24 protein-coding genes are annotated in these 24,927 nt (G+C 37.5%); 14 read left to right on the top strand and 10 right to left on the bottom strand.

Annotation, left to right across the window (positions count from 1 at the left end):
• The first annotated feature begins 8 nt into the window (after positions 1 to 8).
• Both NUV40_02810 and NUV40_02805 read left to right on the top strand, forming a co-directional pair.
• Positions 9 to 365, top strand: coding sequence for a TraR/DksA C4-type zinc finger protein (locus tag NUV40_02810; protein MCR4342813.1), 357 nt, complete (start codon positions 9 to 11; stop codon positions 363 to 365).
• A 4-nt stretch (positions 366 to 369) separates the two neighbouring features.
• Positions 370 to 1,947 carry a YifB family Mg chelatase-like AAA ATPase gene (locus NUV40_02805; GenBank protein MCR4342812.1) on the top strand — a complete coding sequence of 526 codons (1,578 nt, stop codon included), beginning with the start codon at positions 370 to 372 and terminating at the stop codon, positions 1,945 to 1,947.
• A gap of 85 nt (positions 1,948 to 2,032) precedes the next feature.
• On the opposite strand, the gene NUV40_02800 is transcribed toward NUV40_02805, so the two are convergent.
• Positions 2,033 to 2,935 carry a peptidoglycan DD-metalloendopeptidase family protein gene (locus tag NUV40_02800; protein MCR4342811.1) on the bottom strand — a complete coding sequence of 301 codons (903 nt, stop codon included), beginning with the start codon at positions 2,933 to 2,935 and terminating at the stop codon, positions 2,033 to 2,035.
• 490 nt (positions 2,936 to 3,425) lie between these two features.
• Between NUV40_02800 and NUV40_02795 the strand changes: the two genes are divergently transcribed.
• Genes NUV40_02795 through rsmA form a run of 4 tightly spaced genes read left to right on the top strand, consistent with a single transcriptional unit; the run spans position 3,426 to position 9,278 of the window.
• Entirely contained in the window at positions 3,426 to 6,206 is a 2,781-nt protein-coding gene (locus NUV40_02795; GenBank protein MCR4342810.1) for a hypothetical protein, read from the top strand.
• 5 nt (positions 6,207 to 6,211) lie between these two features.
• A complete protein-coding gene (locus NUV40_02790) occupies positions 6,212 to 6,520 on the top strand; it encodes a DUF5663 domain-containing protein (GenBank protein MCR4342809.1) in 309 nt (102 codons plus the stop codon).
• Between the two features lie 14 nt (positions 6,521 to 6,534).
• The gene (locus NUV40_02785; protein ID MCR4342808.1) at positions 6,535 to 8,463 is read left to right on the top strand and encodes an exodeoxyribonuclease V subunit gamma; all 1,929 of its coding nucleotides are present in this window, start codon (positions 6,535 to 6,537) and stop codon (positions 8,461 to 8,463) included.
• Between the two features lie 5 nt (positions 8,464 to 8,468).
• Positions 8,469 to 9,278 carry a 16S rRNA (adenine(1518)-N(6)/adenine(1519)-N(6))-dimethyltransferase RsmA gene (gene rsmA / locus NUV40_02780; GenBank protein ID MCR4342807.1) on the top strand — a complete coding sequence of 270 codons (810 nt, stop codon included), beginning with the start codon at positions 8,469 to 8,471 and terminating at the stop codon, positions 9,276 to 9,278.
• Between the two features lie 9 nt (positions 9,279 to 9,287).
• On the opposite strand, the gene NUV40_02775 is transcribed toward rsmA, so the two are convergent.
• The 4 genes from NUV40_02775 to rpmH all read right to left on the bottom strand — a co-directional run bounded on the left by NUV40_02775 (position 9,288) and on the right by rpmH (position 11,060).
• The gene (locus NUV40_02775) at positions 9,288 to 9,698 is read right to left on the bottom strand and encodes a hypothetical protein (GenBank protein MCR4342806.1); all 411 of its coding nucleotides are present in this window, start codon (positions 9,696 to 9,698) and stop codon (positions 9,288 to 9,290) included.
• Entirely contained in the window at positions 9,676 to 10,485 is an 810-nt protein-coding gene (locus tag NUV40_02770; GenBank protein ID MCR4342805.1) for a YidC/Oxa1 family membrane protein insertase, read from the bottom strand. The genes NUV40_02775 and NUV40_02770 overlap by 23 nt, the downstream gene beginning before the upstream one ends.
• A 13-nt stretch (positions 10,486 to 10,498) precedes the next feature.
• On the bottom strand, positions 10,499 to 10,843 hold the full coding sequence (gene rnpA / locus NUV40_02765) for a ribonuclease P protein component (protein ID MCR4342804.1): 345 nt from the start codon (positions 10,841 to 10,843) through the stop codon (positions 10,499 to 10,501).
• A gap of 82 nt (positions 10,844 to 10,925) precedes the next feature.
• On the bottom strand, positions 10,926 to 11,060 hold the full coding sequence (gene rpmH, locus NUV40_02760) for a 50S ribosomal protein L34 (GenBank protein MCR4342803.1): 135 nt from the start codon (positions 11,058 to 11,060) through the stop codon (positions 10,926 to 10,928).
• A 200-nt stretch (positions 11,061 to 11,260) separates the two neighbouring features.
• Here rpmH and dnaA point away from each other — a divergent pair, with 200 nt between their 5' ends.
• From dnaA to NUV40_02745, 3 genes are all read left to right on the top strand, one after another.
• A complete protein-coding gene (gene dnaA, locus NUV40_02755; protein MCR4342802.1) occupies positions 11,261 to 12,613 on the top strand; it encodes a chromosomal replication initiator protein DnaA in 1,353 nt (450 codons plus the stop codon).
• 235 nt (positions 12,614 to 12,848) lie between these two features.
• A complete protein-coding gene (dnaN, locus tag NUV40_02750; GenBank protein ID MCR4342801.1) occupies positions 12,849 to 13,958 on the top strand; it encodes a DNA polymerase III subunit beta in 1,110 nt (369 codons plus the stop codon).
• Between the two features lie 155 nt (positions 13,959 to 14,113).
• Positions 14,114 to 14,374: a hypothetical protein gene (locus NUV40_02745; GenBank protein MCR4342800.1), complete on the top strand. Its 261-nt coding sequence runs from the start codon at positions 14,114 to 14,116 to the stop codon at positions 14,372 to 14,374.
• A 2-nt stretch (positions 14,375 to 14,376) separates the two neighbouring features.
• Here NUV40_02745 and NUV40_02740 read toward each other — a convergent pair whose 3' ends face one another.
• On the bottom strand, positions 14,377 to 16,899 hold the full coding sequence (locus NUV40_02740) for a penicillin-binding protein (protein ID MCR4342799.1): 2,523 nt from the start codon (positions 16,897 to 16,899) through the stop codon (positions 14,377 to 14,379).
• A gap of 90 nt (positions 16,900 to 16,989) precedes the next feature.
• Here NUV40_02740 and tyrS point away from each other — a divergent pair, with 90 nt between their 5' ends.
• Complete coding sequence (tyrS, locus tag NUV40_02735) at positions 16,990 to 18,183, top strand: tyrosine--tRNA ligase (protein MCR4342798.1); 1,194 nt, start codon at positions 16,990 to 16,992, stop codon at positions 18,181 to 18,183.
• Positions 18,184 to 18,235: 52 nt separating this feature from the next.
• Here the strand turns inward: tyrS and NUV40_02730 are convergent, their stop codons facing one another.
• Positions 18,236 to 18,358: a hypothetical protein gene (locus NUV40_02730; GenBank protein ID MCR4342797.1), complete on the bottom strand. Its 123-nt coding sequence runs from the start codon at positions 18,356 to 18,358 to the stop codon at positions 18,236 to 18,238.
• Between the two features lie 172 nt (positions 18,359 to 18,530).
• Complete coding sequence (gene ruvC / locus NUV40_02725; protein ID MCR4342796.1) at positions 18,531 to 19,064, bottom strand: crossover junction endodeoxyribonuclease RuvC; 534 nt, start codon at positions 19,062 to 19,064, stop codon at positions 18,531 to 18,533.
• A gap of 105 nt (positions 19,065 to 19,169) precedes the next feature.
• Here ruvC and thpR point away from each other — a divergent pair, with 105 nt between their 5' ends.
• The 4 genes from thpR (at position 19,170) to NUV40_02705 (ending at position 23,067) form a co-directional block, all read left to right on the top strand.
• Positions 19,170 to 20,141, top strand: a complete 972-nt coding sequence (gene thpR, locus NUV40_02720; GenBank protein MCR4342795.1) for an RNA 2',3'-cyclic phosphodiesterase — start codon at positions 19,170 to 19,172, stop codon at positions 20,139 to 20,141.
• A 65-nt stretch (positions 20,142 to 20,206) separates the two neighbouring features.
• Entirely contained in the window at positions 20,207 to 21,526 is a 1,320-nt protein-coding gene (locus tag NUV40_02715) for an RtcB family protein (protein ID MCR4342794.1), read from the top strand.
• Between the two features lie 65 nt (positions 21,527 to 21,591).
• Positions 21,592 to 22,515: an MYG1 family protein gene (locus tag NUV40_02710; protein ID MCR4342793.1), complete on the top strand. Its 924-nt coding sequence runs from the start codon at positions 21,592 to 21,594 to the stop codon at positions 22,513 to 22,515.
• Between the two features lie 315 nt (positions 22,516 to 22,830).
• Positions 22,831 to 23,067 (top strand): hypothetical protein, encoded by a 237-nt coding sequence (locus tag NUV40_02705; GenBank protein MCR4342792.1) that lies wholly within the window; start codon positions 22,831 to 22,833, stop codon positions 23,065 to 23,067.
• A gap of 87 nt (positions 23,068 to 23,154) precedes the next feature.
• Here NUV40_02705 and NUV40_02700 read toward each other — a convergent pair whose 3' ends face one another.
• Positions 23,155 to 23,685, bottom strand: a complete 531-nt coding sequence (locus tag NUV40_02700; GenBank protein MCR4342791.1) for a YebC/PmpR family DNA-binding transcriptional regulator — start codon at positions 23,683 to 23,685, stop codon at positions 23,155 to 23,157.
• A 198-nt stretch (positions 23,686 to 23,883) separates the two neighbouring features.
• Positions 23,884 to 24,897, bottom strand: coding sequence for a Holliday junction branch migration DNA helicase RuvB (gene ruvB / locus NUV40_02695; protein MCR4342790.1), 1,014 nt, complete (start codon positions 24,895 to 24,897; stop codon positions 23,884 to 23,886).
• Between the last annotated feature and the right edge of the window lie 30 nt (positions 24,898 to 24,927).

Genomic DNA, 24,927 nt, shown 5'->3' with positions numbered 1-24,927 from the left:
ATAAAAATATGAAAATAGATACTAAACATTTCAAAGAAAAGCTGGAAGAAGAAAAAAAAGTGCTTGAAGAAGAGCTCTCTCAAGTTGGAAAAATTAACCCGAATAACCCGAAAGATTGGGAAGCGACCGCCCCTGACTTGAATCTGCTTAAGGCAGATAAGAACGAAATGTCAGACAATTTTGAAGAATTTGAAAACAGGGCCGCTGTGGAGATAGAGCTTGAAGATCGACTTAAGGATATAAACTTGGCATTATCAAAAATAGAAGACGGGACCTATGGCAAATGCGAGGTAGACGGGAAGGATATAGATAATGCCCGTCTTGAGGCAAACCCTGCCGCCAGGACTTGCATAGAGCACGCATAATATTATGTCAGTCAAGGTTCATTCTGCTCAAACAATAGGACTTGACGCTCGTATTATTGATGTTGAGCTGGATATTTATAAAGGACTTCACTCTTTCTCTCTCGTTGGGCTGCCTGATAAAGCCGTAGAAGAATCTAAAGAAAGAATAGGCGCCGCTATCAAAAATAGCGGTTTTGTCTCGCCATTAAAAAAGAATCAAAAGGTTATAGTCTCTCTGGCGCCGGCCGATATAAGAAAAGAGGGGCCTATCTTTGACCTTTCTATAGCTATCGCTTATCTATTGGCGTCAAAACAAATAAAATTTGACCCGACTAAAAAAATATTTCTTGGCGAAGTGGCGCTTGACGGAACATTGCGCCCTATAAAAGGAGCACTTTTTCTGACAATGGCGGCAAAAAATGCCGGTTTTGAAGAGATTTTTCTACCGAAAGAAAATACTCGCGAAGCCGCTCTAATAAATGGCATAAAAATATTCGGCTGTACTAATCTTAAAGAGATCAGTCTTCATCTTTCTCCTCCTAAAATAATACCGCCGGAAAAAACAAAAGAAGAAAATATTTCTTTTGCTATAAAAGAAGAATCTCCGATTAATTTTAATAAATTAAATAAAACTACATCTCAGAGAATTTGTTTCTCTGAGGTGAAAGGTCAAGAAACAGCAAAAAGGGGTTTAGAGATAGCCGCCGCAGGCGGGCATAATATCCTTATGATAGGTCCTCCTGGCACAGGTAAGACAATGCTCGCAAAAGCTTTTGCAGGAATATTGCCCAACATCTCATTTGAAGAAACTCTTGAAGTCACAGGCATCCACTCTGTGGCAGGCATATTAGAAGGCGATATCGCGCTTGAAAGACCTTTCCGATCGCCTCACCATACTTCTTCTTATGTCTCTCTAGTTGGCGGAGGAAATTTCCCAAAACCCGGAGAGATAACTCTCGCTCATAGGGGAGTCCTTTTCTTAGACGAATTTCCTGAGTTTGAACGAAGAGTTATAGAGGCTTTAAGACAGCCTCTTGAAGACAAGGTTATAAATGTTTCTCGCGCTAGAGGGTCTGTAAGATTCCCAGCCAATTTCATACTTATCTCTGCAGCCAACCCTTGCCCTTGCGGAAATGCCGGTACATCAAAAGAATGTATCTGCAGTATGGGCGCCTTGATGCGTTACCGCAGAAAGATATCCGGACCAATCGTAGATAGGATAGACATATGTATTGATGTGCCAAGGATAGAACACGAAAAACTCTCTGACGACTCTGCGAGCCTTGAGACTTCAGCCATTATAAAAAACCGCGTGGAAAAAGCTCGCGCCATACAAAGAAAAAGATTTTCTCAAAGAAATAAAGATACTCAAACAATGACAAACAGCGACATGACCACCAAAGATCTTAAGGCCTTCGCCCCTCTTTCAGAAGCGCTGAAAAACACTTTAAACCAAGCGGCGACAAAACTAGACCTCTCCGGCCGGGCTTATCATAAAGTGATAAAGCTCGCGAGGACTATTGCCGACTTAGACGGAGCCTCTGACATAGCCGAGAATCATATTTTCGAAGCTCTCCAATACAGGCCGAAACAAGACAATTAACACAAATATCAAAAGCCAAAAAGGTCTCACCTTTTTATACAAAGGTGAGACCTTTTAATGTTTAATGTTTATATTATTTAATTATTTAAAAAGGATTTTTGGCGCCTCGAATCTCAAAGTGAAGATGCGGGCCTGTGGATTTACCGGTAGAGCCAACATAACCTATTATCTGACCTTGCACCACATGCCAACCGGTAGATACTATAACTTCGCTTAAGTGAGAATATAAAGTCTGAGTGCCATTAGAGTGCTTTATAACTATATACTTGCCATAACCTCCATTCCAACCGGCTGAACGGCTCACAATCACATCTCCTGCCGCCGATGCCAAAATTGGCGTTCCTGTTGGCGCAGCCAAGTCAACACCATTATAACCATGAAGGCCTTGGGACCTTACCGCATTTTCAACAGGACGAAGATAATAGCCTGAATAAGAAGGGCCTCCGGAACCTCTTACTACGACAGTCTTTACTGAAGAAGCCGGCACATAAGATGAATCTTCTCCATTTGGAATTATAACTTCACTTCCAACTACAAGCTTCTCACTATCGGCTAAACCGTTAAACTGAATTATTTCATCCGCATCTCCTTTAAACTTAGTAGCAATCCCTTTAACAGTATCTCCTTCTTTTACAATATATTTAACCCCTGAAATAGGCAAAATAAGAAGTGTTTGACCTGGTTTGATGAGGTCGCCTTTTTTTATATCATTTGCCCATATAATAGTACTGATACTTACATTGAACATTTTAGCAATCTGAGACAAGCTATCACCATCCCTTACAACATAAAGGCTGATCTCTCCGCTTTCCGGCTTAGCGTCTTCTATATCAGCCATACTTCCATAAGGACCGGTATCAGAGAACAGCGCGCTTCCGTTTATTATAGTAATATCACCGCCACCTTTAGCCGGAGAAGGATCAGAATTTAAAGCCGCCTGGAGAAGTGGCATATTTTGAAGATTTTCACCAGGTGTCTCTTTCGCCATCCCAGCAGAAAAGCCCAAAATACCCCCTAAAAACGATAAAAAACCAGCCGAAACTGGTATTGGGGACGAGAACAATAATACTAACCCAAATAACATTAAAGATGCCTTTATGGATAAAAGCTTTAAAAATAAGGATATTTTATTCTTGTGAGCCCTATTTCTACTGCTGGGGTCACCAGAATTTGTTGAGTTAATTAAAATAAGCCAAAAATCAAAATTTAAACATTGCGACCATACCTGACACTTCTTTAAAAAATGCTTTTTCAGATATTTCACCCTTAAATATCGTTATTTACGGGGAAAAGCTAGTGCAACTAGCCTTAACTATAATTATATAGCGACCACCCTATTAGTCAATCAATATGTGGATAACAAACCCCGTCACTCGGGAGTGACTAAGGGTAACAAATTTCATCAATTTAGACCGTTAGATGCACAGAAAATCACAATTAAATTTGCCTCAATTTAACAAAAAGAATAGAATAAAGTTATGGAAAAAATGATGGATTCTTTTGACCAACAATTACTCGGTGTCACACCCGAGGAAGATAAATATTCTAATAAGCTAGTGGAGGCAGCTCTAGGTGATGATGTTTTTAAAAGAGACGGGGGGCAACCAGTGTCGGAGAATGCACCACAAGATTTAGGGGCGGCAGCGGCCAAGCCGGAGAAGCTAGTTTACAAGGACTTTAAAGATCTTGGTAAGATAAAAGATTTGTTTCCAAAGGCGGAAAAAAGAGAGGAGCCAAAAATGGAGCAGGCCCCACAAAACTTGGGAGCGGCGGCGGCAGAGAGTAACAAAAAAAGAATCCCTTACCCGATTCATTCAGAGTTAGGTAGGATGAAAGAAGGACTAAGAGATTCTAAAGAAAGACTTGAAAGAATGGAAAAAGAGCATGGACCTAAGTTAGGAATAGAGCATTATAAAAAACAGATTAATTTCTACGAAGAAGAGATTAAAAAAGCTGAAGAAGCAAAGACTCGATATTTAAATTCTATCCAAAAGTCAGTCTCTAAAAAAAGCGGAGTTGAAAAAAACCAATTTGTAGAAGCTAAAACTCAAGATGAGATTACTCAAAAAAACCCAAATGAGCAACCTATAAAACAAGAAATCGGGGAACGACTTAATCTTATAGACTCAAACGAGAAACCCATACGTGAGGTAGACAATACTCCAAAATTTGACGCCTTCAATAAACCAACTCTTAAAGATTTAGCCGGAATAGAAGAGAGTATGAAATCAGCTAAAAATGTTGCTGAAAAAATAGATTTTGGAAGGCACGAAACAAAAGAAGCCCCAGGAACTCCAGTAAAATCAATAAGTGAAGGCTGGTATGGGAAAGCTGAGGAACTAGAAATGCATAAATTTAATCAGGCTATCTCCCGGTTTGAAGATACTACTGAAAAGAAAATTGAGGCAAAAGGGAATTGGGTAATGGAGAGAGCGCGGTCAACCGGCGAATGGTATAAGAAGCAACCCTTTAAACGTAAAATTCTATTATCTGGTGCGCTTATTGCCACTGCGAGTGCATCAGCGCTTATTGGCGGACCTGTGGCAGGAACAATAGCCACAGCCGCTTTTACCGGCACCCTGATGCAAAGAGCATTAGGTGGTCTTGCCACTTTTGTAGCAACTGAAGCATGGCTTAAAAGATCAGCTGAAAAAGGAGGTATGGAGCGAACCAAAGCGGAAGCGACAAGGCAAACAATAGAAGCTGCCGCATTAGGAATGCTTGTAGGAAGCGGTTATGCAGCTGAAGGGATAAAAACAATATCCGATGCAACTGGCCTTACCACACTAATCACTGATGCTTATAATTACTGGCTTCCACCAGAAGATATGGCAAAGATTACCAACGCCATAAAAACACCTTTCATAGAAACATCTACAACACCGCCGACAGTGCCTTCTATTGATGCTAATATACCAACAACACCGGACATAGCTCCTGAAATTAACGCCAATGCTGACGCAGTGTCCCTAGATTCAAATCTCGCAAATGTCGCAGAAGGAGTAACTAAAGAAGTCGCTGAAAGAGGTCTTACTTCTGATTTTTCAATCGAGCTTGGCAAAAATGGCGTCCCGGGGAGCTTGGAGCGAGTCTTTCATATGATGGCGGCAAACCATATGGACTTGAAAGGCACCGTGATCTTCGGAGAAGCGGAAGGCGCAAAAAGCCTAAACATCGCCGCTAATTTAGTGAAACTTGCCGAAGGAAATAATCTTGCCGATGTAGATAATGTCGCCGGCATAAGCGCCTCTGAGTTTAACAATGCCGCTGTTTGGGACAAGACAAAAAATTTCTTAACGATAAAAGATCATAACGCCTTCAATAAAATAGTTGAGAACCTAGAATCGCGCTCTAACGCGCTCTGGGACCAAGGCGTCCTTAAAACAGGCGCTGTGGCTTATCTTAACGACATCAAGCCCGAAACATGGGTAGAAACGCTTCACGCTGACTCGTTAGATAAAATAGGAGATATTGAGACCGGAATTACCGGTCATGACGACATCATCCCTAGCCAAATAACAGATTTTGACAATAGTGAAATGGTAAAAGCGGCAGATGAAGCTCAAAGAAAAATAGCCGAACGCTTAGACACGCTAAGAAATGAGCTATTAAACCCAGAACCTTTAAAAGGGGAGACTTACACTATTACAGGAGCAGATAAAAACACGCCTTCTGGCGCGTGGGAAAGCGCAAAAAATGCCCCTATCACCGCTAACGGAGAAAGTGTATTAGAAAATGTTGCTCCCGCCAAAGTACCTGCAAAAGAAGCCTTAGAGAATCTAGCAAACTACAATGTAAATAAAATAATGAATGATGACATAAATAAACTCTTTGGCTCAAAAGGATTCCTCGGATTCGGCGCTAAAAACGGTCTGGAGTCAGCTGAATGGCTAAAGGCAAAAGACCTGCCAGCCACCAAAGCAGGAGGAGTATTAAAGAAATATTTAGAGAATCTTCAAGGGCACACAGGGTCAGCCCTTCAGTCAAATGAAACAACAGAAAGTTATATAAAAAGAGCGATTGCTCATTTTATGAAAGATGATGAATTGGTAAAAACCCCAATAAGTAAACCAATCTTAACAGAAATAATACCAAAACCAACGCCTGAAATATTCACCCCGACAGAAGTTCCGCATACACAGGCCATAGAACCAAATATTCAAGAAACATCAAGACCGACAGTATTCGGATATCCGAAAGCGCCATTACCACCAAAAGATGAAGGTTTTATATGGGTAGGAGGGGATAATAATAAATAAATATTATGATACAACAAGAAGAAATAAAAAACACACTTATAGAAGAGCTTGGGCTTTCGTCTTTATCAGAAGGAAATAAAGATCTTGTAATTTCTAAATTCGGAGAAAGTCTGCTAAAGAGGATAACGGCTGTAACACTGGGAAATCTTCCGGAAGAAGCGCGTGGAGAATTTAATACATTAAGCAAAGAAGGCAACAACGATAAAATGCATAACTTTTTGCAAGCTAAAATTCCCGGGATTGAAGAATTAATTCAAAATGAAATAAAAGAAGGGATAGCAGAATTTAGAAATATTGTCACCGGGCTCAAATAAGGTATTATACTTTAATGAGTTCGTCTGAATTAAATAAATCTCAAGAGGCAGCCGCCCTGCATAAGGAAGGCCCTCTTTTAATAATAGCCGGAGCCGGAGCCGGCAAAACTAAAACTATAGCTCATAGGATTTTTAACCTTGTAAAAGAAGGAGTGGAGCCAAAAAATATTCTTGCTATAACTTTCACCAATAAAGCAGCCAAGGAAATGAAAGAGCGGATTATTGACCTAATAAAGAAAGACGCCCCGCACCTGCTGCAAGATAGCATACCTTTTGTAAGCACTTTTCATTCGCTTGGTGTCCATATTATAAAAGAAAATTCAAAAGCCATTGGCATAACGCGATATTTCTCTATCTTAGACAAAGAAGATTCTTTAAAAGCCGTTAAGTCGGCGATAAAAGAGGCTAATCTTGATATAAAACAATTTGACCCAAGACGAATTCAAAATACAATTTCAAGACAAAAAGGTGAATTGACGGACTACGAAACTTATCTTGAAGAAGCAGGCGATGAATACTTCCCTAAAATGCTCGCCATAATATGGGGCAACTATGAGAATATTTTAAAAAAACAAAACGCGCTTGATTTTGACGACCTCATCCTAAAAACAGTCATTCTTCTTCAAGAAAATCCTGAAATATTAAAATATTATCAATCCTTGTGGAAATATATCCACATAGACGAGTACCAAGATACAAATAAAAGCCAGTATACGCTTACAAAACTTCTTTCAAAAGAGCATAAAAACATTTGCGGGGTAGGCGACAGCGATCAATCAATTTATGGCTGGAGAGGGGCGGACTTTAAAAATATCCTTAATTTTGAAAAAGATTACCCTGATGTTAAACTTGTGCTTCTTGAAGAAAATTATCGCTCTACTAAAAATATTCTCTTTGCCGCAGATAAGGTAATAAAGAAAAATAAACTGCGCATAGACAAAAATATGTTTACCAAAAACAAAGAAGGCGAAAAAATAACGCTCTTTGAGGCGGAAAATGAAGAAAAAGAAGCTCTTTTTATAGCAGAAGAGATAGAAAAAATTATTTCTAAAAACAAAAGCGAGGCTTCAGGTATTGCCATACTTTATAGAGCTAATTTCCAATCACGCTCTTTAGAGGAAGCGTTGCTTAAAAAAGGCATTCCTTATCAAATTCTAGGGGTCCGTTTTTTTGAAAGAAAAGAGATTAAGGATATACTGACTTTTATAAAAGTGGCTTTAAATCCGGACGACCAAGAAGGGCTAAAAAGAATTATAAATATCCCGCCAAGGGGAATAGGAAAAACGACTCTTCTTAAGATATTCTCCGGCAAACAGAATGAACTTCCGCAAAAAACAGAGGAGAAAGTTAATGATTTCAATAAATTATTAACATCAATAAAAAAATCCATTCTCACAGAAAAGCCGTCACTGGTGATAAAAAATGTTATAAAAGCAACCGGAATGGAGGAGTTTTTAAAAAGCGGAAGTGAAGATGATCAAGAAAGATTGGAAAATATAAGAGAATTGGTAACATTAGGATTAAAATACGATGACTTTGAAGCGCCCCTAGGTATTGAGAAGCTCTTAACGGAAGCGTCTCTTGTATCAGACCAAGATTCAATACAAGAGAAAAATAAAGCGGTAAGGCTTATGACAGTGCACTCAGCCAAAGGACTTGAATTTAAATATGTATTTATCACCGGACTCGAAGAAGGTCTTTTCCCTCATCAAGATTTAGGCGGTAAGGGGGAGGAACACGAGGAAGAAGAGAGGAGGCTTTTTTATGTAGCATTAACCCGCGCAAAAGAAAAACTCTATTTATCTTTTGCCGATATGCGGACTATCTTCGGGTCAAAGCAAGTTAATTACCCTTCATCATTTTTAAGCGAGCTTCCGGATCACCTCATTATTTTCCATAACAATGATGATGCCGGTGAAGACTTGCCAACAATTGAATTTTAATAAATATGATAAAAGCAAAAAAAAGACTGGGTCAAAATTTCCTTACTTCAAAAAGCATCGTCTCATTGATTGTAAAATCCGCCGAAGTAAATCAAAAGGACACTGTCCTTGAGGTTGGACCAGGAAAAGGGGTCTTAACGGAAGAGCTACTTAAATATGCCGGCAGGGTTATTGCTATTGAAAAGGACAAGGAATTAATAAACTTTCTAAAGGACAAATTTAAAAAAGAAATAATAAATAAAAAACTTGAGTTAATATATGGCGATGCATTAGATTTTGACCCAAAACCTTATATATTAAAGGATAAATCTTATAAAATTGTAGCTAATATCCCATACTATATAACATCGCGATTATTAAAAACCTTCTTAGAAACAAGAGTTCAACCTGAAAAAATTGTCCTTTTAGTCCAAAAAGAAGTGTCCGATAGAATAACAACCAAAGAACATAAAGGACAACGGAAAGAAAGTATTTTGTCCATTAGCGTAAAAGTCTATGGAACGCCGAAATTTATAAAAAAAGTTCCGGCAATGTTTTTCAATCCAAAGCCTAAAGTTGATTCGGCTATTATTCTAATAAGTGATATTTCAAAAAAGAATTTTACCTCGCCTCAAGAAACAATAGATGAGAAAAAATTTTTTGAAATCGTAAAAAAAGGTTTCTCAAGTAAAAGAAAACTATTAAAAAATAATCTAAACTTAATAAACACCGCGTGCTTGTTAAAATGCGGAATACCGATAGATGCCAGGGCAGAGAGATTATCCGTGGATAATTGGCTTTGTTTATTAAAAAATCCGGACTGCACCGGACTTTAATAAAATTAATTATAAAGGCTTAATAACAATCCTCCTTTCTTCTCCTTCTCCGATACTCTCTGTCTTAATATCAGGGTATTCAGCCAAAGCAGTATGGATAATTCTCCTCTCATAAGAGTTCATATGAGGTAAAATAATCTCTTTCTTGAAATATCTGACTCTTTGAGCATTCATCTTAGCCAGACTCTTTAATTCTTCAGTCTTTTTAAGCTGATAATCATTAACGTCAACCGAAAACTGAAGCGAATTATCAAATCCGGCTTTTCTTAATTTTACTTCAGAAATTTTTTTTACAATATGAGAAAAAGAGCTAAGATTTTGCCCGTTATTTCCTATTAGAGTATTTATACTCCTGGTCCTTACCGTAAAACGAGCGCCGTCAATTTCGTCAACAATATCAATCTCGCCCGCGATTGTCATTTTCGAAAGAAGTTCCTCTATTATTTTTTTTATTATATCCTTTTGAGTCTCCATTTAGAAACATTTTTTTAGCTTTAAATCTGACTAGTATTTCATGAACTATAGCAAAAATATTCATAGTTGTCCAATAAAGGGCGATAGCCGATGAAAACTTAAATGCTATAAAAAATACAAAAAGAGGCATTATATATCTCATCTGTATATTCATACTGCGGGCAAAATCATCCTGAAAAGAGCTCTTTTTACTATTATCTTTTTTAGCCAAAGGCGGTGTGGCAAGCCTCATTTGGAAAAATTGAGTAATTGCCGCAAAGCCGGCAAGGATATAGCTTTTCTGAGTCAAATCAAATATACCCAAGAATGAAGTCCTTATATTGTCAGGGACAGAGATAAAATAATAAAGATCATCCGGGTTAAAACTAAGGCCATTTAAAAAAACCTTATACAGCGCAAATATTATAGGTAGCTGTATTAAAAGCATTAAAAACCCCGACATAGGATTAATCCCATGCTCGCGATATAAACTCATAACCTTTTTTGCCTGCTCTTGTTTGTCTTCTTTATGCTTCTCTTTAAGCGCCGATATTTCAGGCTCAAGCTTGCGCATTTTTAATTGAGTAACAATTGTTTTATGAGAAAAAGGGAATAATATAAATTTTACAACCAGAGTCAGAGCAATAATTGCAATACCAATATCGCCAAAAGGCGCAAGGTTAGCCAAAAAAGCCAAACCGTTATAAAGAGGTTCATAAAATACTGAAATATAAAGTAATTTTAAAAAAGTCATATATAAATTAATTTTATTTTTTACCTAATAATCCCGATTTTACCAATAGAAAAACGAGATTCTTCTCAAAATCAGCAAATTTAAGCTCTTTGGACTCTTTTTTTAAAAAAACAAGCATTTCTAATCCTCTTTTTATACTGTCTATATTTTTTAATAAAACACTCCTACCCCGTCTTTTAAGTTTATTTCTCTCTGTGGCCTTTTTTTCAACAGAAACAGGGACAATAACTGAAAATTTACTTAAATTACTATCTGTATATCGAATTTTTAATGTAAAGAACTCTGATTTTATTGTTTTTCCTTCCTTAAAAAGTTTTTTGAAGGAATTTTTATCCACCCTTCTTTTTTTAGGCAACATATAGTTATAAAATGAAGGATTCTTAATTTTATTCAATAAAACAAGACTCATCAGGTAAAACACCTTAAAATAAAGAAAAAAACTAGACAGCTAGTTTTTTTCTTCCTTTTTGCCTGCGAGAAGCAAGAACCTTCTTTCCGCCGGCAGTTTTCTGTCTGACAAGGAAACCATGTGTTTTTTTCCTTTTTCTATTTTTAGGCTGATATGTAACTGACATAATTACCAGTATAGTATAATTTCAAGCTTAGTCAATCATATTAAAAACTAAGGTCGGCCAAGTTTTATTTAAAAACAACATTAAGATGAAAATTTTAATCAAGGTCAATCTTCACAACTGCTCCACTTATTATTAACATAACAATAAGGTTTAGCTGATTTTTATTTTTCTATATTTAAAAGGTATAATAATAAACGATTATGGAAAAAGAAAAACTTTGGGAAGGGGTGTTGGCTGAAATAGAATTAAATATTTCACCTGCAAACTTCACAACATGGTTTCAAAACACAAATATAGCGAACAAAGAAGACGGTACTATTTTTATCAATGTTCCAAATACATTCGCAAAAGAGTGGCTTTTTAATAAATATCATAAATTAATAACAAAGGCGTTGCGATGTCTTGATCCAAATGTAAGAAGCGTAGAATATATAATTCTCCCCCAAAACTCAAACAATCTTCAAAAAAATCAGCAATCAAGCCATAAAGAAAGCGAGAATCAACTTGAGTTCAATGAGCTTTATATCAACAGTGAAGACAATTTAAACCCCAGATACACTTTTGACTCTTTTATAGTTGGCTCTTTTAACGAGCTTGCCTACACCGCAGCAGAAACAATTTCAAAAAATTTAGGCTCTCAATATAACCCTCTTTTTATATACGGAGGAACAGGTCTTGGAAAAACTCATCTTTTACAAGCAATCGGTAATAAACTGAAAGAGACAAACAACAGCGCCAAAATAAGATACATAACGTCTGAGAAATTCACCAGCGACCTCATAGAATCAATAAGAAGCAACAATATTTACAATTTTAAAGAGAAATACAGGCAATGTAATCTGTTAATAATTGACGATATCCAATTTTTCTCAGGCAAACAAAAGACCCAGGAAGAATTTTTTCATATCTTTAATTCTCTTTATGAGTCAAACAGGCAAATTGTCTTCTCGTGCGATAAGCCTCCAAAGCATATAGAAGGGCTTGAGGAACGCCTTAGGTCGCGTTTTGAAGGCGGAATGATGGTAGATGTATCAAAACCCGACTTTGAATCAAGGTTGGCGATTTTAAAGTCTAAATTGGAAAGTAAAAATTTTACATTACCAAATGAAACTATTGAATATATAGCATCTGTTATAAAAGACAGTATTAGAGAACTTGAGGGTGCTTTAAACATTATAATAGGGGAGATAAAAGTTAAAAACAGAGAAATTTCAATTCAAGAAATCAAAGATATTTTGAAAAAGAATATAAAACCTTATAAAACCGTAACGATAAACGCTATTATTAAGACAATTGCTGATTTTTATAATATTGAAGAAAAGTTTATTTTCGGAAAAACAAGAAAAAAAGAATATGTTACGCCAAGACAAATAGCGATGTATTTATTACGGGAAGATTTTAACAGTTCTTTCCCTTATATAGGGAAAAAATTCGGCGGCAGAGACCATACCACTGTTATTTATTCATATGAAAAAATTTTAAATGAAATTAATAAGAATGAAAGGTTAAATCAAGAAATAACACAAATAAGAGAAATACTTTATAAAGATTAAACTGTTAATAAGTGTGTGGAAAATTTTATAACATATTAGGGATAAGAAGTAGATTATTATTCGTATAAATTTTTCTTAATAAATACACACATCTTATTAGATTTTAAATTATCATTTTATTAACATTTTATTTTTTAAAAAAGATATATAATAACAAGTTAATAATCAGTTTTCCACTTATACACAACACTAATAATAATAAAAAATTTTATATAAATAATAAATATTAATTACTATGAAGATTACTTGTTTAAAAAAACATTTAAAAGATTCTATATCTTTAGCTGAAAAAATAACAAATAAAAATTTACACTTACCGATACTCGGCTCTGTTTTAATATCAGCTAAAAATAACAAACCGGGAAAAATAAAATTAACAGCAACTAACCTGGAGATTGGTATTGAAATTAATATACCGGCAAAAATAGAAGAGGAAGGTGAAGTTGCGGTGCCAGCAGGTATTATTAATGGTTTTTTATCTAATTTTAATAAAGCTGATAATATAAATCTTGAATTAGTGAATAATAATCTTGTTATTTCAGCGCCAAATACATCAACGCTTATAAAAAGCTATCCGATTGACGATTTTCCTTCACTTCCAACAATAAAAGAAGAAAATGTATTTTCCTTGCCGGTAAAAGAATTTATCTCCGGTTTAAAGTCAGTTTATTACGGAGCTTCATTGTCAGGTATTAAACCGGAGATATCAAGTGTTTATATCAATTCTTCAGATAAAACACCTTTAGTTTTTGTAGCAACTGATTCTTTTCGTTTAGCGGAGAAAAAAATACCATACAAATTTAAAGGATTTTCACCTTTAATTATTCCTTATAGGAGTATAGTTGAAATAATACGTATTTTTGAAAATAAAGAAGGAGATATTGATATTATTTTTGATAAAAATCAAATTATATTAATAGTTGATAATATTAAGTTTATATCAAGATTAATTGACGGCATTTTTCCTGATTATAAGCAGATTATTCCGCAAAAGTTTACAACTACGGCTGTTGTTAATAAGGAAGATTTGATGAATATATTGAAAACAGCAAGTATTTTCTCCGGAAGATTAAATGAAGTTAATTTAATTATACATAAAAGTGATAATATGATAGAAATTAAGACATCAAGCCAAGAAACAGGAGAATATAACACAACTATTAATTCAGATATTATCGGTGAAGATATTAAAATATCGTTTAATTATAGATATATTGTAGACTGTTTGAATTATATAAATACTGATACTATAGTGATGAATTTTAACGGGCCAAATAAACCGCTTGTTATAACCAATAAAAATACAAGCGATTTTCAATATTTAGTTATGCCAATGAATGCATAAAAATATATAAATATATAAATACGAAGCACGAAATCAGAAGCACGAAACAAATTCAAATGACCAAAATACAAAATTTAAAAAAATTAAAAAATTAGAATTTATAACTTAGATATTATTTCGAATTTCGTTATTTCGTGCTTCGAATTTAAAATATTATGTGGAAAACTCTTTCTCCTTTTTTGGAAAAATTTAAAAGTCTAAAAATCCCCAAAGAAGCCATTGTAGATGATATTATGGAGATTATTTTAAATAAAACAGGTATTAAATTAGAAAAAGAGAATATTGTAGTTAATAAACCGACTGTATTTATTAAAGCAAATCCAATGATTAAGAATGAAATTTTCTTTAAAAAACAGCAGATTTTAGAAGAGTTGGAAAAACAATTCTATTCTAAAACAATAATAGATATAAGGTAGATTTATAGACCTATATTAAGCTCCATAGTCGTTTCTCCTTTGTTTTTTACGCTATCGTAAACTATTACCTTAAGTTCGTTTTTATCACCAAGTCCCTCGGTGTTGTTTGGGTTAAATGAGAAGTTAAAAGGAGCATTTACTGTAGAGCCAAGATATATGTTATTTAAGAATATATCCACTCTTGATATTGGAAATTTGCTGTAATTTTGAATCTGGAGTGTTATTTTATCATTTTTATTATAAATATTTTCAGACTTAGGTTCTATTATGTTTATTTTCGGCATAAATTCAGGTTTATGAACATCGTCAAATTCTTTAGGCGTATCATTCGCGGTCTCGGTCTTTATTTTTTGATTTTCTACCCACTTTAAAACCGGATCTTCCCATAATTCAAATTGAAGGTCATTTTCAGGTTCTTCAGGTTTCGGCCCAAGCGGGTTATTCTTATCTACCCAATAAAGTATTGAGTGAACATCTGTAACCACCCTCTCTTCTCTTAATTCTAAAGGGGTAAATTCAGTCGCAAGTTTCTTTGAAATTTTATCTATAAAATAACTCTCTCCTCCTTGCCAAATACCGTGAAGAATCGGTTTTTCCGGTATTGGTATATTAGGTTCCTTGAATTTTTCTTCAGGCAGATCAATTAAAACTTCTTTAAAAAATGTGTTCCACATAGGAGCCACAATAAAACCAGCCACCTTTTTCTCCATTTCTGAGTTATTGTTGTTCCCTGCCCACGCTCCGAGCGCAAAGTTCGGCGTATACCCGACTATCCATGCGTCTTTGTAGTCATTTGTAGTTCCTGTTTTAGCCGCCACGTCTTTTTCCGGGAAATAAAGATAAGAGTTGCTTCCAAATGCCGGTGTTCTGGCATTATTGTCTGATAAGATGTCAGATATCATTAAAGCTATATTTTCATCAAGAACACGCTTTGGTTCCGGAGAGAATTCCTCAATAATTTTTCCATTATTATCTTCTATTTTTAAGATTCCAGTTGTTGGATTTTTTATCCCACCGGTAGCAAATGCGCCGTAAGCCCCTGTTATATCAAGCGGAGTTACCTCGCCGCCTCCTAATACAAGTGTCAGTCCATATTGGTTTACATTTGAAAGGGTGCTTATTCCCATATCTTTGGCAGTTTGAAGCGAGTCTTGTAACCCTGCAAGATAAAGCGCTTTTACGGCTGGAATGTTTATGGATTGAGCTAATGCATCGCGAAATGATATGGGGCCATGGAAAATGCCGTCATAATTTCCAGGATGATAACAGTCATCAGGATTAACTTCTGTATATTTTGGAGTGCCGTCAGGTTTGCAATTTGATTGAAATTCAGTTTGAAGGTCAAAGACGACAGTGTCTGGAGTAAAACCCTTCTTGAATGCTGTAGCATATACAAAAGGCTTAAAGGCGGAGCCTGGCTGGCGTTTGGCTAAGGTAACATTAAAATTACCTTCTTTTTCGGCGTTAAAATAATCTCGGGAGCCAACCATTACAAGTATCTGGCCTGTTTTCGGGTCTATCCCCACCATTCCTGCATTTGAAGCATTAAATTTTTCCTCGTTTTCTTGCCCATATTCAGCAACTATCTTCTCAGCTTTTTCTTGAAGCTTGTAGTCAAGAGTGGTTGTTACTTTAAGTCCTCCTTCTTCTATTAAATCTTTGCCATATTTTTCTTCTAAATAACTTTTTATAAATATTACAAAATGAGGAGCAAGTATTCCCTGATCAGATCGCGGTACGAAATACACTTCTTCATTTTTTGCCTCTTCAGCGTCTTTTTCACTGACAAATCCAAGTTCAAGCATTCTGTTTAAGACAATATTTTTTCTTTCATCCAGTTTGTCGCGATTATTCCCATATGGCGAGTAAAATGTCGGCGCTTTCGGTATGGCGGCTAAGTAGGCTGCTTCCGCCAATGTGACATCTTGGGCATTTTTGCCAAAGAAAGTCATAGCCGCTTCTTCTGTCCCATAAATACTTCCGCCATAAGGCGCTTCATTCAAGTAAATATTAAGGATTTCATCTTTTGACATTAATTTCTCAAGCCTAAGAGATAATACTGCCTCCTTTAGTTTTCTTGATATTTTTTTCTCTCTTGATAGAAGAGTATTTTTAATTACCTGTTGAGTGATAGTTGAACCACCTTGGACACCTTTTCCTTTTAATGGTTGTATAAAAACTGCTCGAAATATTGCGGTTGGACGAATACCGGAATGTTGGTAGAATTCAGCATCTTCAATAGCCACAGTGGCATTTTTTATATGGCGCGAGATTTTTTCAAGTGAGACGACTGTTCGTTGAATATTTTGATGAACATCGTAGAGTAATACCTTTCCTGTTTTGTCATATATTTTAGTTGATTGAATTATTTTTCTCTGTTCAAATGAACCGAAATCGGGCATTTGAAGCGTGTTTGCCCATAAGAGAAAAATTCCTCCGCCTGTAAATAAAATTATAAAAGAGGCTGCAATTAACCCCTTAATAGAAATAAAGCCCTTATCCTTCATTATTTTTTTATGTAACATTGTTAAGTATTGTAGATATAAAAAGAATGTTTGTCTATAGAACAAAAATACTATACGAAAAATGCGATAATATGCTATTGTTTAATAATAATGCTGATAAATACAGATAAACAAAAAATTAATGAAGTTTTAACTCGCGGTGTTGAAGAGGTGATTGATTTTAATCATCTTAAGGAAAGAATGGAAAAAGGAGAAATGCTCCGGGTTAAATTTGGAATTGACCCCACGGGTCCCAAAATTCATTTAGGACGAGCGGTGCCACTTCGTAAATTACGAGCTTTTCAGGATTTAGGGCATCAGATTGTCTTGATTGTCGGTGACTTTACCGCCAGGATAGGAGACCCTTCTGATAAGCTAGAGAAGAGGCCTATGCTCACCAAGGAAGATATAGAAAAGAATATGAAGGATTATATTGTTCAGCTTGGCAAAATCCTTGATATGGGAAAAGTTGAAGTTCATTATAATAGCGAATTTCTTTCAAAGCTTAACCTTGAAGAAATTGCAGAGTTGGCAGAGAGTTTCTCTGTGGGTCAGATGCTTGCTCGAAGGAACTTTAAAGACAGGTTTGAAAAAGGCGAAGAGATAAGCGTCCGCGAGTTCTTGTATCCGCTTATGCAAGGGTACGACTCTCTTGTTGTAAATACCGACTTGGAGATTGGCGGATTTGACCAACTTTTTAATTTAAAGGCCGGACGTATAGTGCAAAGACATTATGGCAAACCCGAGCAAGATATTCTAATCACAAAAATGATAGAAGGCACAGACGGAAGAAAGATGTCTACTAGTTGGGGTAATGTTATTAATATTATTGACGAGCCAAATGAAATATTCGGCAAATTGATGTCTATAAGCGATGAATTGATCGCAAAATATCTTCTTCTTGCCACAGATATGCCGGAAGGCGAAATAATTGATATTGGCGGAAAAATGGAAAAAGGAGAGCTTAATCCCCGCGACGCAAAAATGGAATTGGCAAAAAGAGTAGTAGAGATATATTACGGAAATGTCGAGGCGGAGAGCGCGAAAAATAATTTTATAGAAACTTTTCAGAAGGGCGGTATACCGGAGGATGTTAAAGAGGCGGAAGCTGAGATAGGCGCTAATTTGAATGATGTTTTGCTTGGCGAGGGGCTTGTGTCATCTAAAGCTGATTTTAGAAGATTGATTGAAGGAAATGCTATAGAGATAAATGATGAAAAAATAACAGATGCTCAATATAAAATTAAAAAAGATTGTTTGGTGAGAGTCGGGAAATACCGTTTTCTTAAAATAAAAATTAAGTAATTTTTATAAAAAATAATCCGTCCGCCAGCTGGCGGACGGATTATTTTTATGATTACTCTTCGTCTTCCACCTCTTCATTTTCATCGTCATCATTATCTCCCATTGGCATATCCTCTTCCTCTTCTTCTAGTTCATCGTCGGAGAAATCATCGTTCATTGTTGTATCGTTGAACATATTTTTATTTAAAACTTTTAATTAAATCGCTTTAAACGACCTAGTCAGGCTTAGATATAAGGCTGAACATACCAGTTTTATCAGAAGTTAAAAATTTTTGCAAGTGTTTTAAAATGAAATGTGAATAACCTGTGGATAAAATATTCAGTAGAAAATTTAATGCTAAAAAGTCTTATTTTAATTTACTTTTTGAATGGAGGAGTGGATAGATGGGTTGTCTGCTGGTAGACAGGTCTGCAGGCAGGCAGGCTGAGCAAGTTAAAGCGCAGGCGATGGCGTCTGTTTCATCGTCTGCCATTTCTTTATCTTTAAGTTTAAGGATTGTTTTTACCATATGCTCTACTTGCCTTTTTTCCGCTTTGCCATAGCCGACAACAGCCGTCTTTATTTCAAGCGGGGTAAATTCGCGTAATTCAGATTTATAAAGCATAACCAGGTAGATTATTAATCCTCGTACCTCAGAGACGCGCATAGCGGTTTTTTGATTAGTGGTAAAAAAAAGCTTTTCTATGGCTGTAATATCCGGCTTCCATTTCTTGATTATTTTTTCCAGCTCTTTGCCGATTATGAATAGCCTTTCGTTGAAAGGAATTTTAGCGGAAGTCTTAATACAATCGGAGAAAAGCAGTTCTTCTCTGCCTTTTTTCTTTTCAAGGATTGCTATTCCCAGCCTTTCGTATCCCGGGTCAATACCTAAGATGATCATGATTTTATATTAACATATTTAATCATTCAACTAATTAAAATTATGCTTGAGAGTATCATATTAGGTAGGGTAGAGCCAGGAATTTAATGGTATACTTAATTATATATGAAGAAGCGTCTTTTTGTATCAATTTCACTTCCTCTAGAATGGCAAGATGCATTCGCAGATTATTGCAAGCAATTCCAAGCGCACGATATGGGGTGGACGCCTAAAGAAAATATTCACATTACCGCGTGTTTTTTGGGGGAGGTGGAAGAAAAGCATATTGGTGATATAAAAGAGAAACTTAAAAGTTTGTGCGCGCACACTGAACCATTTTCTCTTTTATTTGAAAAAGTAGATTTTGCTCCACCGAATATGTCTCCGCGTATGGTATGGGCGGAGTTTTCTCAGAGTGATGCATATCGGCAGTTTGTAGAAGAAATGCAAAAAGAGCTGAGGAGTTTTTTAAGCGTAGAGCCTCATGAGGAAATAATTCCGCACGCAACATTAGCGCGTTTTAAAAACCCTGCTTTAGTAAAAGAAATTGATCTCTCAAAATCGTTGCCCGAACTCACTTCATTTGATGTTCGTTTCGTTGATCTAGTGGAATCGCGCTTTGATTCTGCCGGTGTGAGATACGAAACACTTGAAACTTTTCCATTATCAAAAAAAATAAAGATGTATCAGATACTTTCTCATACCGCAGATGTGCGGTTGAAAGCGGAAGGCTCAACGATTGAGGAGTTGTTTTGCGCCGCGCTTCGCGGAATGGCGGAAATACAAAATGCAAAAAGAACTCGTCAGCCGGCGGATGAAAACGAAAAAGTAAAGAAAGAAATACACATAACATCGCCTGATCAAACTGCATTACTAATCGATTTTCTTTCCGAGGTGCTTGCGCAAAGCCAAATTGAGAAAACAGTCTTTGATGAAGTTATAGTTAAAAAACTTTCTGGCACAGAGCTTAAAGCTGAGGTTACGGGCGAACGCGTGGAAGGGTTTGGCGAAGACATCAAAGCCGTCACCTATCACGGTGCAGAGATCATACAAAATGACGCAGGCAATTATGAAGTAACTATTCTTTTTGATATATGAAAAAAGAAGATTTGGTAAAGATTAGCGATTATATTTGGGAGATACCCAAAAGCTATCGGCACGATATGCGGGTGCCGGCGCGCGTATTTATTTCGGAGAAAATGATGGGGAAACTGCTTGAGGAAAAGGCGCTTGAGCAGGTGGTAAATGTGGCAACTCTTCCCGGTATACAGAAATATTCACTCGCGATGCCTGATATTCATTGGGGATATGGGTTTGCGGTGGGCGGGGTGGCGGCAGTGGATGCGGAGCATGGCGTAATCTCGCCAGGAGGAATCGGGTTTGATATTAATTGCGGCGTAAGGCTTTTGAAAACGGATGTTCACTATGGTGACATACAAGATAAAATTCCCGTGCTTTTAAATGCCTTGTACAAAGAAGTGCCTTCGGGCGTAGGGAAGGGTGGGCAGATGATACTTTCAGAAAAAGAGCTGGATGAGGTGCTTCTTTATGGCTCGGAAAAGATGGTGGCGGATGGTTATGGCGCGAAAGATGATCTTTTGCATTGCGAATCGGGCGGACGCTTGGGAGAGGCTGATGCATCAAAAGTGTCAAAGACCGCAAAAGCGCGCGGGCGCGACCAGCTTGGCACCATTGGCGCAGGGAATCATTTCGTGGAAGTGGATCGTGTTGATGAAATATATGATGAGAAAACGGCAAAAGAATTCGGCCTATTTAAAGATCAGATAGTCATACTCATTCATTGCGGGAGCCGCGGATTGGGGCATCAGATTGCGACAGATTATATTCGGGTGATGCTTCGTGCGATGCCGAAGTATGGTATTTCATTGCCAGACAGACAGCTTGCCGCGTGCCCGTTTATGTCGCCCGAAGGGCAGGATTATTACAAGGCGATGGCAGCAGGGGCAAATTTTGCGTGGGCGAATCGCCAGCGCATTACTTGGGAAGTGCGAAAGGCGTGGGATTATGCGATAGGAAGAGGGGATGCATTGGAGTTGTTGTATGATGTGGCGCATAATATCGCAAAAGTGGAAGAGTATGATGGAAAAAAGTTACTGGTGCATCGAAAAGGAGCGACACGGGCATTTCCCGGCCAGCCAGTGATTATCCCAGGGTCCATGGGGACGCATTCATTTGTGATGGTTGGACAGAAAGAATCGCTTGAGCAAAGTTTCGGTACCACGGCGCACGGCGCTGGGCGCATGATGTCTCGTACGCAGGCGAAGCATGAGATACGTGGCGCGGCACTGAGAGAAAAGTTGGAAGCAAAAGGTATTGCCGTGCGCGCCGGTTCTATTTCCGGTCTTTCAGAAGAAGCGCCGGAAGCATACAAAGATATTGAAGACGTAGTGGACGTTGTAGATCACACCGGTATCGCGCGCAAGGTTGCTCGACTTCGCCCTGTAGCGGTAATGAAGGGATAATAAAAACTTAAAATTATTTTTTTAGATATAAACTGATTTTTAATTAACTGGAAAAATTAGCGAAAATGATGAATAATAAAAATAATTTTATGATAAAGATTATTACTCATAATGGGAAGTTTCATTCAGACGATGTATTTGCCGTGGCGACTCTTGGGCTTGTTCTTGGTGACGAGCCTTTTGAAGTGTTAAGGACGAGGGATCTTGAGATTATTAAGAGCGGGGATTATGTACTTGATATCGGCGGGGAATATGATGAGGGGAACAATAAATTTGACCATCATCAGATCGGCGGAGCCGGCGAGAGAGAGAACGGCATCCCTTACGCTTCTTTCGGCTTAGTCTGGAAGAAGTTTGGAGCTGGTTTATGCGGTTCACCCGAAGTGGCTAGTCATATAGATGAGAATTTGGCACAAGTAGTGGACGCGGAGGATAACGGCGTGGATTTGGTGAAAGAATATGTTTTCCCTGATGTGTATGGCTATACAATTACCGGCGTGGTAAATATGTTTAGGCCGACATTGAAGGAGAAGGATATAAGTTTCGATGAGAAGTTTCTTGAGGCGGTCTCTCTGGCGCGCCAGATAATAGAAAGAGAGATAAAGATAACTCAAGATCAAGTAGAATCAGAAATTAAAATAAAAGAGGCTTATAATATGTCCGAGGACAAACAGCTCGTCGTGTTTAACGAGGACGGAGATTACGGCAGAGAGAATGTCGTCCGCGTCCTGCTTGAATACCCGGAACCTCTATACGCTGTGCTCTACAGAAGTGATGTTTCAAATTGGCAAGTGGTGGCCATAAACAAAGACAAGAAGACATTTGAGACAAGGAAACCCATTCCCGATAAGTGGAGAGGTTTGCGGGGTGAAGAGTTGGCAGAGGCGACAGGTGTGCCCGACGCTATCTTCTGCCACCGAGGCGGCTTCATGTGCGTATCTGGCTCAAAAGAAGGGGCCATCAAATTTGCAAAACTTGCCATGAAGTAAAACTACGGACATGCGACGTCCGTAGTCTCATGACTGAGGATTATAAAATTTAAGCTAATTTGATATTATAAAAATATGAAAAATAACGCAGTGCGATAAGAAAATGACGCCGGCGGAGATCATCGCGGGGTTCAATAATGACCCCAATGATTTCACGACGCAATGTCCGAAGTGCGAGTGTCGTTTTGTCAAAAGTAGATAACCGTTGATTTTTGGTAAGAAAAATATTAGACTCTAAATTAGATTAATATCGTCTTTAAAACTGGTAATAAGTTTTAAATTAAAAATAGAAAATTTAAATAAAGGAGGCGGGCTATGGAAGAAGATGTTATGAAAGAGAGAGCTTATGAGCGTTGCGACTGGGCTAGAGCTACGATGTGCGGAGCTTGGGTAAGCGGTATTTTCTTCATCTTCTACTACCTGGTTCTTTTGCTCTCCAATGACAGTAAGGTGGCGCTGGAGAGCGCACTCTTCGTCTCGGCTGAAGTTTTCGTGTCTATGTTTATTGTCGTTAGATTAATAATCTGGATTGATCTTAAGATGGGATTCTGAAAAAGAAAGGTTGTAAACAACAACGGGTGTGGTAGAAATTCTACCACACCCGTTTTTTTGTATTCCGTTTTTACTACCCTATCCTTTTTACTCGGCGTTGGTATAGACGTTTTGCACTGAGTCATTGTCTTCCAGTTCTTCAATTAGTTTTTCAAGTTTGGCCCCGTCTTCTTCTCCTATAGGCGTTATTTGCTTTGGTTCCCAGCCTTCGTGAGTCTTCTCAAAGGCCCAAGTGGCACTCCCTTGTCCGGCAAGTGAAAGTCCGTTCTTGGATAGAATATGTTTTATCTCTGCCGCCGAGCGGTTCTTATTGTCAGTGATCCCCTCTATGATAAGGGCTACTCCTCCTGGACCGTAAGCTTCATACAGCACTTCCTCAAGGTTGCCGGCATCAGCACCAGCTCCCTTTTTGATAGCTTTTTCTATATTTGTTATTGGCATATTTTCTTTCTTCGCTCTTTCTACTACGGCGCGGAGCGATGGAGAATTTTCATCGCCTTTCGCTTTCTTGGACTCAATAGTTATTAATTGGGAAAACTTCGAAAAGACTTTGCTTTTTTGCGCGTCTGTAACCGCTTTTTTATTTTTTATTTTTGACCATTTATTATGTCCTGACATACCAATTTTATTTACAAAATTGAGCCTGCCTGCCGGTAGGCAGGTATCCGCCTTAGGCGGACGGCTCTATTATTCGCTAAAATTAAAATTTAAAAATCAAAACGCAAAATTTAATAATTTACCCCTGGTAAACTATTTTAAACTTTACTTTGTCATTTTGCAATTTGATATTTACATTTTGCATTAAATTGCCAATTATCACAATAATTTCTGTTGTTCATCTTCCGGTAGTTTTATCCCTAAATGCAGATATGCATGAGGCGTCGCTACTCTTCCTCTTGATGTTCGCTCTAAGAAGCCGAGCTGTATAAGATATGGCTCATATACATCTTCAATTGTCGCTTCTTCTTCTGATATGGCGCTCGCAATTGTGTTAAGCCCCACGGGCCCTCCGGCGAATTTGGTGATGATTGTCTCAAGGAGCTCCCTGTCTGCTTGTGATAACCCGACATCATCTATTTCAAGAAGTGATAATGCTTCTTTTACACATTCCATATTTAGAGATTTTCTATTTACTTGAGCGAAGTCCCGGCATCGTTTTAGGAAATGATTAGCTGCCCTGGGGGTAGATCTGCTTCTTTTTGCTATCTCAATAGCCGCTTCATCTTCTATCTCTACATCAAGGATCTTGGCTGAGCGTTGGATAATTTTTTTAATTTCATCAGTAGAATAAAAATCAAGACGGAATGTTCCACCGGAGAATCTTGAGCGAAGAGGAGAAGAGAGGAGCGCTATCCTTGTGGTAGCGGCAATAAGGGTGAAAGGAGGGAGCTCCAGTTGGATTGTGCGAGCCGATGGCCCTTTGCCTATTATTATATCAAGCGAGCCGTTTTCCATCGCAGAGTAGAGCACTTCTTCAATAAGTTTATTCAAGCGATGTACCTCGTCTATGAAGAGAACATCCCCGGGGGAAAGGTTTGTGAGTATTGATGCCAGATCACCAACCCTCTCAATGGCAGGTCCGGAAGTTATCTTGATTTGCGCTTCCAGCTCTTTGGCTACTAAATTAGCGATAGTTGTTTTGCCTAGCCCGGCAGGACCATAGAAAAGCAAATGTTCCGGCGGATGATTCCTTTCTTTGGCGGCCGTGATAAGTATTTTAAGATTATTTTTTATTCTTTCTTGTCCTATATAATCATGCCACTTCTGAGGCCTTAATGTTGCGTCAAGAAATTTATCGTTATTTATTTGTCTTTCTTCTTGATTTGACATACGTGAGTTGTTGCATTAATAGTTTGGTAT

Source organism: Patescibacteria group bacterium (assembly GCA_024654625.1).
Taxonomy (GTDB): domain Bacteria; phylum Patescibacteriota; class Minisyncoccia.
This window is presented reverse-complemented; position numbering and strand designations above follow the sequence as displayed.

What these genes read in the sequence shown, in the direction of transcription:
- dnaN (MCR4342801.1), top strand. Translation starts at nt 12,849, where the DNA reads ATGAAGATTACTTGTTTAAAAAAACATTTAAAAGATTCTATATCTTTA.
- NUV40_02810 (MCR4342813.1), top strand. Translation starts at nt 9, where the DNA reads ATGAAAATAGATACTAAACATTTCAAAGAAAAGCTGGAAGAAGAAAAA.
- ruvC (MCR4342796.1), bottom strand. Translation starts at nt 19,064, where the DNA reads ATGATCATCTTAGGTATTGACCCGGGATACGAAAGGCTGGGAATAGCA.
- NUV40_02800 (MCR4342811.1), bottom strand. Translation starts at nt 2,935, where the DNA reads ATGGCGAAAGAGACACCTGGTGAAAATCTTCAAAATATGCCACTTCTC.
- NUV40_02770 (MCR4342805.1), bottom strand. Translation starts at nt 10,485, where the DNA reads ATGACTTTTTTAAAATTACTTTATATTTCAGTATTTTATGAACCTCTT.
- rsmA (MCR4342807.1), top strand. Translation starts at nt 8,469, where the DNA reads ATGATAAAAGCAAAAAAAAGACTGGGTCAAAATTTCCTTACTTCAAAA.
- NUV40_02740 (MCR4342799.1), bottom strand. Translation starts at nt 16,899, where the DNA reads ATGTTACATAAAAAAATAATGAAGGATAAGGGCTTTATTTCTATTAAG.
- NUV40_02790 (MCR4342809.1), top strand. Translation starts at nt 6,212, where the DNA reads ATGATACAACAAGAAGAAATAAAAAACACACTTATAGAAGAGCTTGGG.
- NUV40_02775 (MCR4342806.1), bottom strand. Translation starts at nt 9,698, where the DNA reads ATGACAATCGCGGGCGAGATTGATATTGTTGACGAAATTGACGGCGCT.
- NUV40_02745 (MCR4342800.1), top strand. Translation starts at nt 14,114, where the DNA reads ATGTGGAAAACTCTTTCTCCTTTTTTGGAAAAATTTAAAAGTCTAAAA.
- thpR (MCR4342795.1), top strand. Translation starts at nt 19,170, where the DNA reads ATGAAGAAGCGTCTTTTTGTATCAATTTCACTTCCTCTAGAATGGCAA.
- NUV40_02785 (MCR4342808.1), top strand. Translation starts at nt 6,535, where the DNA reads ATGAGTTCGTCTGAATTAAATAAATCTCAAGAGGCAGCCGCCCTGCAT.
- NUV40_02705 (MCR4342792.1), top strand. Translation starts at nt 22,831, where the DNA reads ATGGAAGAAGATGTTATGAAAGAGAGAGCTTATGAGCGTTGCGACTGG.
- NUV40_02795 (MCR4342810.1), top strand. Translation starts at nt 3,426, where the DNA reads ATGGAAAAAATGATGGATTCTTTTGACCAACAATTACTCGGTGTCACA.
- dnaA (MCR4342802.1), top strand. Translation starts at nt 11,261, where the DNA reads ATGGAAAAAGAAAAACTTTGGGAAGGGGTGTTGGCTGAAATAGAATTA.
- NUV40_02710 (MCR4342793.1), top strand. Translation starts at nt 21,592, where the DNA reads ATGATGAATAATAAAAATAATTTTATGATAAAGATTATTACTCATAAT.
- ruvB (MCR4342790.1), bottom strand. Translation starts at nt 24,897, where the DNA reads ATGTCAAATCAAGAAGAAAGACAAATAAATAACGATAAATTTCTTGAC.
- tyrS (MCR4342798.1), top strand. Translation starts at nt 16,990, where the DNA reads ATGCTGATAAATACAGATAAACAAAAAATTAATGAAGTTTTAACTCGC.
- NUV40_02715 (MCR4342794.1), top strand. Translation starts at nt 20,207, where the DNA reads ATGCGGGTGCCGGCGCGCGTATTTATTTCGGAGAAAATGATGGGGAAA.
- rnpA (MCR4342804.1), bottom strand. Translation starts at nt 10,843, where the DNA reads ATGTTGCCTAAAAAAAGAAGGGTGGATAAAAATTCCTTCAAAAAACTT.
- rpmH (MCR4342803.1), bottom strand. Translation starts at nt 11,060, where the DNA reads ATGTCAGTTACATATCAGCCTAAAAATAGAAAAAGGAAAAAAACACAT.
- NUV40_02805 (MCR4342812.1), top strand. Translation starts at nt 370, where the DNA reads ATGTCAGTCAAGGTTCATTCTGCTCAAACAATAGGACTTGACGCTCGT.
- NUV40_02730 (MCR4342797.1), bottom strand. Translation starts at nt 18,358, where the DNA reads ATGTTCAACGATACAACAATGAACGATGATTTCTCCGACGATGAACTA.
- NUV40_02700 (MCR4342791.1), bottom strand. Translation starts at nt 23,685, where the DNA reads ATGTCAGGACATAATAAATGGTCAAAAATAAAAAATAAAAAAGCGGTT.